The 12,061-nt window shown below is 53.6% G+C and carries 10 protein-coding genes and 1 tRNA gene; 6 read left to right on the top strand and 5 right to left on the bottom strand.

The window, feature by feature from the left end; genetic code table 11:
* Positions 1 to 582 precede the first annotated feature (582 nt).
* The 4 genes from BI292_RS10895 to BI292_RS10880 form a co-directional block, all read right to left on the bottom strand.
* Positions 583 to 2,217 (bottom strand): UvrD-helicase domain-containing protein, encoded by a 1,635-nt coding sequence (locus BI292_RS10895; RefSeq protein ID WP_178076566.1) that lies wholly within the window; start codon positions 2,215 to 2,217, stop codon positions 583 to 585.
* 1 nt (position 2,218) lies between these two features.
* Entirely contained in the window at positions 2,219 to 3,925 is a 1,707-nt protein-coding gene (locus tag BI292_RS10890) for an ATP-dependent endonuclease (protein WP_101207880.1), read from the bottom strand.
* A 252-nt stretch (positions 3,926 to 4,177) separates the two neighbouring features.
* Positions 4,178 to 4,507 carry a hypothetical protein gene (locus BI292_RS10885; RefSeq protein WP_101207879.1) on the bottom strand — a complete coding sequence of 110 codons (330 nt, stop codon included), beginning with the start codon at positions 4,505 to 4,507 and terminating at the stop codon, positions 4,178 to 4,180.
* A 161-nt stretch (positions 4,508 to 4,668) separates the two neighbouring features.
* Positions 4,669 to 4,753, bottom strand: a tRNA-Leu gene (locus BI292_RS10880).
* A 108-nt stretch (positions 4,754 to 4,861) separates the two neighbouring features.
* On the opposite strand from BI292_RS10880, the gene queA reads away from it, so the two are divergent.
* From queA to BI292_RS10850, 6 genes are all read left to right on the top strand, one after another.
* Positions 4,862 to 5,926, top strand: coding sequence for a tRNA preQ1(34) S-adenosylmethionine ribosyltransferase-isomerase QueA (queA, locus tag BI292_RS10875; protein WP_101207878.1), 1,065 nt, complete (start codon positions 4,862 to 4,864; stop codon positions 5,924 to 5,926).
* A 14-nt stretch (positions 5,927 to 5,940) separates the two neighbouring features.
* Complete coding sequence (gene tgt, locus BI292_RS10870; RefSeq protein ID WP_163019375.1) at positions 5,941 to 7,056, top strand: tRNA guanosine(34) transglycosylase Tgt; 1,116 nt, start codon at positions 5,941 to 5,943, stop codon at positions 7,054 to 7,056.
* 43 nt (positions 7,057 to 7,099) lie between these two features.
* Positions 7,100 to 7,438 carry a preprotein translocase subunit YajC gene (gene yajC / locus BI292_RS10865; protein WP_003185175.1) on the top strand — a complete coding sequence of 113 codons (339 nt, stop codon included), beginning with the start codon at positions 7,100 to 7,102 and terminating at the stop codon, positions 7,436 to 7,438.
* Between the two features lie 63 nt (positions 7,439 to 7,501).
* Positions 7,502 to 9,370 (top strand): protein translocase subunit SecD, encoded by a 1,869-nt coding sequence (secD, locus tag BI292_RS10860; RefSeq protein ID WP_101207877.1) that lies wholly within the window; start codon positions 7,502 to 7,504, stop codon positions 9,368 to 9,370.
* Between the two features lie 9 nt (positions 9,371 to 9,379).
* Positions 9,380 to 10,294 (top strand): protein translocase subunit SecF, encoded by a 915-nt coding sequence (gene secF, locus BI292_RS10855; protein ID WP_092278430.1) that lies wholly within the window; start codon positions 9,380 to 9,382, stop codon positions 10,292 to 10,294.
* 122 nt (positions 10,295 to 10,416) lie between these two features.
* Positions 10,417 to 10,965, top strand: coding sequence for a glycine zipper 2TM domain-containing protein (locus BI292_RS10850; protein WP_092278432.1), 549 nt, complete (start codon positions 10,417 to 10,419; stop codon positions 10,963 to 10,965).
* A gap of 256 nt (positions 10,966 to 11,221) precedes the next feature.
* On the opposite strand, the gene suhB is transcribed toward BI292_RS10850, so the two are convergent.
* Positions 11,222 to 12,040 (bottom strand): inositol-phosphate phosphatase, encoded by an 819-nt coding sequence (gene suhB / locus BI292_RS10840; protein WP_092278434.1) that lies wholly within the window; start codon positions 12,038 to 12,040, stop codon positions 11,222 to 11,224.
* Positions 12,041 to 12,061: the final 21 nt, after the last annotated feature.

Raw genomic sequence — 12,061 nt, 5'->3', positions numbered from 1 at the left:
CGATCGGGGGTTGCGTGGTGGGGAGGGGCAAAATTTGTACGGATTGATGCTGCGCATTGGAAAAGCTCCTTAATTTTAAGAGCCGCCACAATTCGTTACCAAGCGAATGGGTGGCAGCTGTGCGCAGGTTGGTAAACCGGGAAATCAAGGAAACCGGCACGTCCGAAGACGTCCCACGCACAGCCGCCATAACGCAGATCGCAGGCGAAAAAAAAGCGCCTGCGAACGCATGGCACTGTTGCGCAGTGATTTACCTCGGGTTACCAAGCCCGGTCGCTGAATTGGCAGCGACGGAGGGAGGGTATCGTGCAGACCCCTGTAGCTGCAACCTTTGCTTTCAGTGCAATTCATTGGAAATAGCTTTTTTGGTCCGGTGTCGTTTGTTGTTCGACTGATCTGGCGACAACGTGAGCTCATCAGTCCATGGGCCGAGGAGCCTAGTGAACTTGTTTGGTGCGCGGACTCATTCGCCAACGAAGTTGCTATTGAGACAGCCGTGCCGCGGCAGAGAGGAATCTTTCTCTAGGGTAATACTGGGCGCAAGATCGTCCTATGGATTGCTCTCAGCTCTTCTAGGAACTGTCATGAATTTACTGTCTTATATAGATTTTCAAGGCCCGGCAAACTCAAAAATATTGATGGATCTGCGTTTTTTACTACTCCTTGAGCATTGATTCTCTGAGTTGTATGAATCAATACGCACGCACGCCTAGCCCTAGTGATGCCCACGTAGTGTAAGTTTAAATCTTGCTCTAGTTCAGGATAAACGGCATCGTTGAAATTTTGGCCCGGTATGCGCTTCGGGAAGACCCAGTCGACTAAGTCGAGATGAATCACGATATCGAATTCTAAACCCTTCGATTTATGCAGTGTCATGCATTGCACTTGGTCATCGGTAGGCGGGAGATAGTGGTTTAGCGCCTCATGATCTTGGATTATTTGATGGAGAGCATGTATTTCAAAAGCTGTGGCTGCAGTGTCGAGTAATAATTTGGATGTGCCTATAAGGCAGTCTTCGAGATCTTCTAGCGAAACTGTTCTTGTTTTTTTGATTGCGTCTCGAAGTGATCTAAGCCGATTGCGGTTAGTGTCGGCTATTGAGCTGTATGTGTTGAGTATGTCTTCAGTAAGTATTGTTTTGTTGAGTCGGAATTCAAGGAGGGATGCCCAGAGTTGGGATGTTTTGGATTCGATTTTACCAAGCTCGTCTTCAGTGTAGATTTTACATGGGATGGTAAGTTTTTCTCTTATGCGTTGTAGGCCTTTGTTGTACCTGGTAAGAATTGCAATATCGGAATTTTTTTTGATTGGGAATTTCTTCAGGATGCTCGGTATGATTTTATTAAGTTTTGACGCGGTATCTAGTTCGTCTCCCTCCACTAAGCATTGATATACTCGAATTTCTTCACTGGGGGCAACGTCAGAATTTTCCGAAAATATTCGACTGGCATAATTTGAAATAGATGTATGACATCTGTAATTGATCGAAACTGTTACGTGATGGAAGTCGGGGCGGCCAATGAGTTGCTTCAGAAATTCTGGACTGCTTTTTCTCCAGCCATAAATAGACTGCTGAATATCGCCTACACAAATGCCTCGTATTCCAAGCGCAAGGAGCAAGAGGAAGAGATCGTGCTGTGATGATGAAGAGTCTTGATATTCGTCAATGTAAACAGCCGAATACCTTGCTTTTAAGTAGTTTCGACAAGCATTCGAGTTTTCTATTATATGGTTGGCGAGAAGTGGTATTGCGGGGAAGAATATACAGCCGCGTTGGTATAGTTTTTTCAGTGTTGGCAAGTAATCGTTGAGATTCTTTAATTCAATTTCCCCTAGTAGTTCTTCTGACTCCTTGATAATCAATTTTTCTTCATCGGTCAGTTCGTCGGAAAATTTTGGTTCTAGGTTTTTAGGGCCAGGACCAAGGATAAATTTTGAAAATGGAAGAACAATGTCTGTGATGCAAAAAGCATCAATTGTTCCAAAAAAACTGGATTTCGTTTCCTTTCCTCCGCGTTTACACCGCGTCGCTAGTTCCTTGCTGGCCTTTCTTGTGAAGGTTATAGCAATAACTCCCCTGTGGCGTTTTAAGGTATCAACCTCATTCCTGATTTTCTCCGAGATTACAGTGGTTTTGCCACTGCCTGGACACGCTGTGATGACGAGATTTCCAGGGTGTTCAATTGCTTCTCTCTGGCTCTTCGTGAAAGTGATCATCTTATACCTTCGCTTGTTGAACGCAATAAAGCAAAGCGCGTGCGATTTCGCCATGCGCAGTGTCAGCTAAGGTGTTTCCTTGTTCGCTGAGGAACTCGCGCATGCGAATGGCCTTTTTATCTTGGAGATATGCGATGGCGGAGGGTTGATCTAATTTTGAACTATATTCCAGCAACTCTTTTGGCATTTCTTCAGATAGGTCATGTTCCAAGTCGATTTTCGACAGGAATACACCTTTCTTATTAACTCTTCTAGAGCAATCGGCCCAGTCGCCATTGGCAAGCAGATCTGCATGGGTAGTTGTCGCAGGTGCGTGAACTTTTTTCTTTAATCCGGCTATGGTCAAGCAGCGGTTGATTCCAGCTAGGTTCTTATAAGCCTTTCGCTTACTTGTAATGTTGGATATGTCGTTATCGGTTCTGATCGTCCAGGAGATTTCCATGGCGTCTAGAATGCCGATATAGACTTTAAACTGGATGCCGTCCACACTCAAAATGGATATATTGTAATAGTCAAGATCTATTTCAAGGGCTTTCGCTAGTTCAGTATAGAAAAGTTGTTCGGATGGTCCTTCAACCAGTAACACACTTTTGGCAAAAAAAGCCTCCGCGGGAAGGATACTCATCCTGTATCCAAGATTATCCCAAGCCTTATCAATACATTTTGCGCATCCTTCACTGGCAGCGTAGCTTCTGCCACTTTTTGATTTGATATGAATGATTGACTCGGGAGAAAATCTTGCTGTGATTTGAGGAGAGTGAGTTGTAATGAATGTTTGTCCGGGCAGTTCGGAAATAAGATAGTCAGCCAGCTTTCTTTGCTGGTGTGGATGAAGATGCGCTTCTGGTTCTTCGATGCAGTAAAACACTACTTCGCTTTCTGGATCAAACTCCCTTTCGCTTTTCGCTTTCCAGAGAGAGATGAGGATCTGGTTGTTTCTCCCGTCCCCGCCAAGAGTTACCCGCGCACCTGAAGTGCTCGCCCCAAGTTTTAGGCTATCAATGAACTGTTGGGTTTGAATTGCTCCAGAGTCTAGGTGCACAGCGTACGAGGATAGATTGTGCGATAGCTTAGAAAGTTCTGTGTTTACCGCTTCGGTAGCTCCTTTGACATAGTGAAGCTCCCGAACATTTTTGTTAATAGTGGTTAGTCTTTTTTCGATTGTTTGCAGCTTTTCTTTGTCTTCTTCAATTTCTTGCTTGGAGCGATTTTCCTGAGAAATTTTCAGTAGTTGGCGTTTTTCAGTGTTTATGTATTTTTCCAAGTCTCGCTGGGACTTTACATATCTTAGATTTAAGTACTTTAGGTAAAAGCGTCCAGTAACCTCTTCCAGCTCGTCTACGTTAGGGCCGCAATGCAGTGAGTAGCTTAAATCTTCTTTTTTTGCGGAATACCGTAGGACGCATTTCTCGTCCTCTCCGACTTTTCCTTTTAGAGTTGAGAGGACGGCATCCTCCCGGACGTCTTTAAAGTACAAGTCTATTTGGATTGACTCGGACTGCTTGCCGTTGATTTCGAAATGAAAGTCGGCCTCAGAGGGCTCGAGATCGCTTTCTGGTAGGCTTTTATCAAGCAGTAAACGTATCGCGTAAATTAGATTTGTTTTGCCGCTATCATTTGCACCTATAACCAGTGTGCTCTTGTTAAAATTGATTGTGGCGTCGAGGTAGTTGCGAAATCCGGCTATTATAATTTTATCGATTTCCATCTCTTACCCTTAAATTTAAATTTCAATCCATTTAAGTGACAAAGCGGTTTCTGCGCTGGTGGCAAAATAATGTCATGAGAAATTGATAATGCCTAGATCTTTTACTGCGTTATATCAGAGGTCGACGCTGTTCACGCGATCAGTCAAGGATGGCGCAAATTCTGTGGGCAATGGCTATTCACCCGTAAAGGATGTGAGCGATCAGGGTCGACAGATATCGGCGTTCGCGCGTTTGTAGGTCGCCCTCTTTATTTACTGAATGTCTTTCAAATAATCCCTAAGCGCAATGACTGGCGCTTCAAGCTCCTCCATCGTCCGCGCATCACTGAAATCAGCAGCCAACCGATCCAGCTCCCGCCCCAGCGGCGTATCAACACCACCAATAACCCCCAACGCCAACCCAACGCAATACTCCACCCGACCCCGAATCCCCTCAATATCCCCCCGCCGCACCAGCAACCCAAAAACCTCGCGCTCGTAATCGCTCATGATCGGATCGTCCCGCAGTATCGGGCTCCCATCCTCGGTCTCATAAGCCAGCTTAAGTGCGAAAAGGGCGACGGTTTCCAGCAGCAGTTCCATTGAGTGAATCCTCGATTTATCAGCCGAGCGGTTCAGGGGCGGGGCGCGCGGGCGAGGCCTGAAAATCTCGCCGGCCAGCACCCTCAGGGAGCGAATCACCGCCAGCCCACTTTTCTACAGACGAAAAAAAAGGCCTTGCAAAGCAAGGCCTTTCTTAATTTTGGTGCCCCGAGGGAGACTCGAACTCCCACTTCTTGCGAAAACGGATTTTGAATCCGCCGCGTCTACCAATTCCGCCATCAGGGCTCAATGGCGGCGAAGTATAGAGATGAGATTACCGTTGGTCAATCACCTTTCATGGTCTATTTTCACTATTTCCGCTAGACTTCCGGCCCCTGCTAGACGAACTCCATCATGCGCGTTGCTGACTTTACTTTCGAACTCCCTGATTCGCTGATTGCTCGCCATCCTTTGGCCGAGCGACGCGGCAGTCGCCTGTTGACCCTTGATGGGGTCAGCGGCGCCCTGGCACACCGTCAATTCACTGATTTGCTCGAGCATTTGCGCCCGGGCGATTTGATGGTGTTCAACAATACCCGGGTGATTCCGGCGCGGCTGTTTGGCCAGAAAGCTTCCGGCGGCAAGCTGGAAATTCTGGTGGAGCGCGTGCTCGACAGTCACCGCGTACTGGCGCACGTGCGTTCCAGCAAGTCGCCCAAGCCCGGTTCGAAGATCTTGATCGACGGTGGCGGCGAGGCAGAAATGCTCGCGCGGCACGATGCGTTGTTCGAGTTGGCGTTCGCCGAAGAGGTGTTGCCGCTGCTCGACCGCGTTGGGCACATGCCGTTGCCTCCTTATATAGACCGCCCGGATGAAGGCTCGGACCGCGAGCGTTATCAGACTGTGTACGCCGAGCGTTTGGGCGCGGTGGCGGCGCCGACGGCGGGGCTGCATTTCGATCAGCCGCTGATGGAGGCAATTGCCGCCAAAGGCATCGAGACCACGTTTGTGACCTTGCACGTCGGCGCCGGCACGTTTCAGCCGGTGCGGGTCGAGAAGCTTGAAGACCACCACATGCACACGGAATGGCTGGAAGTCGGCCAGGACGTGGTCGACGCGGTTGCTGCGTGCCGCGCGCGCGGTGGTCGTGTGGTGGCGGTGGGGACCACCAGCGTGCGTTCGCTGGAAAGTGCCGCGCGCGATGGCGTGCTCAAGCCGTTCAGTGGCGACACCGACATCTTTATCTTCCCGGGCCGACCGTTTCATGTAGTCGATGCCTTGGTCACCAACTTCCATTTACCCGAATCCACATTGTTGATGCTGGTTTCGGCGTTCGCCGGTTATCCCGAAACCATGGCCGCCTACAAAGCGGCGGTGGAGCACGGTTACCGCTTTTTCAGCTACGGTGATGCGATGTTCATCACGCGTAATCCCGCGCCGACTGCCCCTAAAGAATCGGGCTCCGAGGAAACAGAATGAGTCGCCAAAGTCGTATGTCGTTTGAGTTACTTGCTACCGACGGCAAGGCTCGTCGCGGTCGTTTGACCTTCCCGCGCGGTACCGTCGAGACCCCGGCTTTCATGCCGGTGGGCACGTACGGCACGGTCAAGGGCATGTTGCCGCGGGATATCACCGCCACTGGCGCGGAAATCATTCTGGGCAACACCTTCCACTTGTGGCTGCGTCCTGGCACCGAAGTGATCAAGAAGCACGGCGACCTGCACGATTTCATGCAGTGGAAAGGCCCGATTCTGACCGACTCCGGCGGCTTCCAGGTGTTCAGCCTCGGCGCGATGCGCAAGATCAAGGAGGAGGGCGTGACCTTCGCCTCTCCGGTCGACGGCGCCAAAGTGTTCATGGGGCCGGAAGAATCGATGCAGGTTCAGCGCGATCTCGGCTCTGACATCGTGATGATTTTCGACGAATGCACGCCGTACCCGGCTGACGAAGACGTCGCGCGGATCTCCATGGAACTGTCGTTGCGCTGGGCCCAGCGTTCGAAAAACGCGCATGGCGACAACACGGCGGCGCTGTTCGGCATCGTTCAGGGCGGCATGCACCAGGATCTGCGCATGCGTTCGCTCGAAGGCCTCGACAAGATCGGCTTTGATGGCTTGGCCATTGGCGGTCTGTCGGTGGGCGAACCGAAGCACGAAATGATCAAGGTGCTGGATTACCTGCCGGGCCAGATGCCGGCTGACAAACCTCGTTACCTTATGGGCGTTGGCAAACCGGAAGATCTGGTTGAGGGTGTGCGCCGCGGTGTGGACATGTTCGATTGCGTGATGCCAACCCGTAATGCCCGCAATGGGCATCTGTTCATTGATACAGGCGTGCTGAAGATCCGTAACGCGTTCCATCGCCATGATGATTCGCCGCTGGATCCGACCTGCGATTGCTACACCTGCCAGAACTTCTCCCGTGCTTATCTGCACCATCTGGACAAGTGCGGCGAAATGCTGGGTAGCATGTTGAATACCATCCACAATTTGCGCCATTACCAGGTGCTTATGGCTGGTTTGCGCGAGGCTATTCAACAGGGTACATTGGCCGCCTTTGTCGATGCCTTCTACGCCAAACGCGGGCTACCTGTTCCGCCTTTGGACTGAGTTTTCTGACCCCAAGATTCAACATTTGCAACTGGAGTGCTAAATGAGCTTTTTTATCTCTAATGCCATGGCCGACGCTGCTGCACCGGCAGCTGCAGGCCCTATGGGCGGCGGCTTTGAGTGGATTTTCCTGGTTGGCTTTCTGGTCATCTTCTACCTGATGATCTGGCGTCCACAGGCCAAGCGCGCCAAAGAACAGAAAAACCTGCTCGGCAGCCTGCAAAAAGGCGACGAAGTTGTGACCACCGGTGGTATCGCCGGCAAGATCACTAAAGTGGCAGACGATTTCGTGGTTCTGGAAGTTTCCGACACTGTCGAAATGAAGTTCCAGAAAGGCGCCATCGCCGCCACGCTGCCAAAAGGCACGCTCAAAGCGATCTAAGTTTCAACTTCTACTCAATCGACGGGGCGCGCAAGGCGCCCCGCGTCATAAGCGGGCGGCGTGATGCTGAACAAATACCCTCTGTGGAAATACATTCTGATCCTGGCGGTGCTGGCGGTCGGTCTGATTTATTCCGCTCCCAATTTATACCCTGATGACCCGGCCATTCAGGTCAGCGGTGCAAGCACTGCGCTGCAAGTCAATCAGGCTGATCTGGACCGTGTGAGCGTTGCGCTCAAAGAGTCCGGGATCGACGTCAAGGCGACTTCGCTGACGGCGGGCGGCAAGGGCGGTCTGATTCGCCTGGTCAAGGCTGAAGATCAATTGCCGGCCAAAGACGTCGTGCGCAAGGCGTTGGGTGATGACTACGTCGTTGCACTGAACCTGGCACAAACCACCCCGCAATGGCTGCGCAGCCTTGGCGCGCACCCGATGAAGCTGGGTCTGGACTTGTCCGGTGGTGTGCACTTCCTGCTGGAAGTGGACATGGACAAAGCCCTCGACGCACGTCTGAAAGTGTACGAAGGCGATGTGAAAAGCCTGTTGCGTAAAGAGAAACTGCGCTATCGCAGCCTGCCGCAACTCAACGGTGCCATTCAGCTGGGCTTCACCGATGAAGCTGCCCGCGAACAGGCCCGTGCGCTGGTCCGCAAGAACTTCAACGATTTCGACATTGTTCCGGCCGACCTCAATGGCCAACCGGTACTGCGTCTGGCGATGACCCCGGCCAAGCTGGCGGAAATCCGTGAATACTCCATCAAGCAGAACTTGACCACGGTACGTAACCGCGTCAACGAGCTGGGTGTTGCCGAGCCGATCGTTCAGCGTCAGGGCGCCAACCGCATTGTGGTTGAGCTGCCGGGCGTGCAAGACACCGCAGAAGCCAAGCGTATTCTCGGCAAGACGGCCAACCTCGAATTCCGTCTGGCTGCAGAGCCGGGTGCTTCGAAAGCCACTTCCGAAAGCTTCGAATTCCGCGAGGGCAATCGTCCTCCAGCGCAGATCGAGCGTGGCTTGATCATCACTGGCGACCAGGTCACTGACGCCAAGGCTGGTTTCGGCGAACACGGTACGCCTGAAGTGAACATCCGTCTGGATGGCCACGGTGGCGAGCTGATGAGTCGTGCGACTCGCAGCAACGTCGGTCGCAGCATGGCGGTAATCTTCATCGAACAACGTCCGATCACCACCTACACCAAGCAAATGGTCAACGGTGTCGAGAAAGACGTACCGGTTCAGACGTTCAAGGAAGAGAAGCGCATCATCAGCCTCGCGACCATTCAGTCGCCGCTGGGTGCACAGTTCCGCATCACTGGCCTCAACGGTCAGGGCGAATCGTCCGAACTGGCGCTGTTGCTGCGTGCCGGTGGTCTGGCTGCGCCGATGTACTTCGCTGAAGAGCGCACCATTGGCCCGAGCCTGGGTGCTGACAACATCACCAAAGGTATCGATGCTTCGCTGTGGGGCATGCTGTTTGTCTCGCTGTTCATCATCGCCATCTACCGTTTCTTCGGCATCATCGCTACGGTCGCGCTGGGCGTGAACATGGTGCTGTTGCTGGCGCTGATGTCGCTGCTGGGTGCAACGCTGACCCTGCCGGGTATCGCCGGTATCGTCTTGACGATGGGCATGGCGGTCGACGCCAACGTTCTGATCTTCTCGCGGATTCGTGAAGAGATTGCGGCGGGCATGACCATCCAGCGTGCAATCAACGAAGGCTTCGGCCGGGCATTCACCGCGATTCTCGACGCCAACCTGACCACGTTGCTGGTCGGCGGGATTCTCTTTGCGATGGGCACCGGCCCGGTCAAAGGTTTCGCAGTGACCATGTCCCTCGGGATCTTTACCTCGATGTTCACGGCCATCATGGTGACCCGCGCGATGGTCAACCTGATCTTCGGCGGTCGTGACTTCAAGAAGTTGTGGATTTAAGGGGCTGCCATGTTACGTACAATCAACTTCATGGGCGTTCGCAACTTCGCGTTCGGCGTCACATTGTTTCTTACCGTACTGGCGTTGTTCAGTGTCGCCACCAAGGGCATGAACTGGGGCCTGGACTTCACCGGCGGTACGCTCATCGAGCTGACCTACGAGCGTCCGGCCGATGTGACCAAGGTGCGTACCCAGCTGACTGAGTCGGGTTACCACGAAGCCATCGTGCAGAGTTTCGGTGCAACTACCGACTTGCTGGTGCGTATGCCTGGCGAAGACCCGCAACTGGGTCACCAGGTCGCCGAAGCGCTGCTGAAGGTTGGCGGCGATAACCCGGCAACGGTCAAGCGCGTCGAGTTCGTTGGCCCGCAGGTCGGTGAAGAACTGCGCGACCAGGGCGGCCTCGGCATGCTGATGGCGCTCGGCGGGATCCTGATCTACCTGGCTTTCCGCTTTCAGTGGAAGTTCGCGGTCGGCGCGATTGTTTCGCTGATCCACGACGTGATCGTGACCATCGGTATCCTGTCGTTCTTCCAGATCACTTTCGATCTGACAGTGCTGGCAGCGGTATTGGCGATCATCGGTTACTCGCTGAACGACACTATTGTGGTATTCGACCGGGTTCGTGAGAACTTCCGTGTACTGCGCAAGGCCAGCCTGATCGACAACATCAACATTTCGACCACGCAAACCCTGCTGCGGACCATGGCCACTTCGATCTCCACCTTGCTGGCGATTGCGGCGCTGTTGTTCTTCGGTGGCGATAACTTGTTCGGCTTCTCCATCGCCCTGTTTATCGGTGTATTGGCGGGTACTTACTCGTCGATCTACATCGCCAACGTGGTGCTGATCTGGCTGAACCTGAGCAGCGAGGATCTGATTCCTCCTGCAGCGACCGATAAGGAAGTCGACGACCGCCCATAACGGCAATCGTCGCTCCAGCTGTCGGCCGAAAAGGCGCGAGTATTGAACTCGCGCCTTTTTTTATGCTCCAAGGCTGGGAGAAGCGCGGGCATTGACCCGCATGTGATGGTCAGGAGGTTCATGTGAACAAGTCGTTGCTGGTTGGTGCGGTATTGGGTGCTGTCGGTGTGACTGCCGGGGGCGCTGTTGCCACCTACAGCCTGGTTAAAAGCGGCCCTGAGTATGCGCAAGTATTGGCCGTTGAACCGGTTAAAACACAGATCAAGACTCCACGTGAAGTGTGCAAGGATGTTGCAGTGACGCGGCAAGCGCCGGTCAAGGATCAACACCAGATTCTCGGTACGGCCATTGGTGCCGTGGCGGGCGGCCTGCTCGGTAACCAGGTCGGCGGCGGCACGGGCAAGAAGATTGCGACCGTGGCCGGTGCAGTCGGCGGTGGTTACGCGGGCAACAAGGTTCAGGAAGGCATGCAGAATCGCGACACCTACACCACGACGCAGACCCGGTGTAACACCGTGAATGACATCAGCGACAAGGTAGTAGGTTACGACGTGCGTTATTCGCTGGATGGCAAGGAAGGCAAAGTGCGCATGGATCGCGACCCGGGTAACCAGATTCCGGTGGATAAGGAAGGCAAACTGGTCCTGTCGCAGAACGAGCCGGCAAACTGATCGGCTGATTGCGAGCGCTAACAAGAAGCACCCGAAAGGGTGCTTTTTTGTGCCCGCAATGCGGGTTCGAAGTCGACACAAAATCCTGTGGGAGCGAGCTTGCTCGCGATGACGGTTTGTCAGTCAACATCAACGGTGGATTTCAGGCCGCCATCGCGAGCAAGCTCGCTCCCACAAGGATCTTTGGTGCTGCCAAGAGCAAATCCCAGGCATAAAAAAAGCACCCCGAAAGGTGCTTTTTTTTGGGGCTGTTCGCTTAGCGTTTCAGCGAAGCCGGCAGGTGCGGCTGGATCGCCGTCAGCACTGCTTTGAAGCATTTGGTATTACCGGCAACAACGTGACCTTTTTCAAGGAAGTCGTGACCACCGGTGAAGTCGCTCACCAAGCCACCAGCTTCCTGGATCAGCAGGGCGCCTGCAGCCATGTCCCACTCGGACAGGCCCGACTCCCAGAACGCGTCGAAACGGCCGGCAGCCACGTAAGCCAAGTCCAGGCTAGCCGAGCCAGCACGGCGGATGCCGGCGGTCTGGCCAACCAGAGCGCGGAACATGCCCAGATAGTTGTCGAGGTTGTCCATCTGGTCGTCACGGAACGGGAAACCGGTGCCGAGCAGAGCGCCGTCGAGGCTGGTGCGACCGCTGACGCGCAGACGACGACCGTTCAGTTGAGCGCCGCGACCACGGCTGGCGGTGAATTCTTCCTGGCGAACCGGGTCCAGAACCACTGCGTGTTCCAGGCGACCGCGGTATTTGCAGGCGATGCTGACAGCAAAGTGTGGAATGCCGCGCAGGAAGTTGGTGGTGCCGTCCAGCGGATCGATGATCCACAGGTACTCTTCGCCTTCGATGCCGTTGCCGGCGTGCATGCCGGTTTCTTCACCGAGGATCGAGTGGTTCGGGTAAGCCTTGCGCAGCGCGTCGATGATTTTCTGTTCAGCGGCGCGGTCCACCTCGGATACGTAATCCTTGGCGTCTTTTTCGTCGACCTTGATGGTATCCAGGCGCTCGATGGAGCGGAAGATCAATTCACTGGCGCTGCGGGCGGCGCGCAGCGCGATATTCAGCATGGGCTGCATGGATGTGTCACCTAAGGTTGT

Origin of the sequence: Pseudomonas sp. 43NM1 (genome assembly GCF_002836905.1) — a bacterium.
GTDB classification, from domain to species: domain Bacteria; phylum Pseudomonadota; class Gammaproteobacteria; order Pseudomonadales; family Pseudomonadaceae; genus Aquipseudomonas; species Aquipseudomonas prosekii.
Note: the sequence above shows the minus strand (reverse complement) of the source record. Positions and strands in the feature narration are given on the sequence as shown.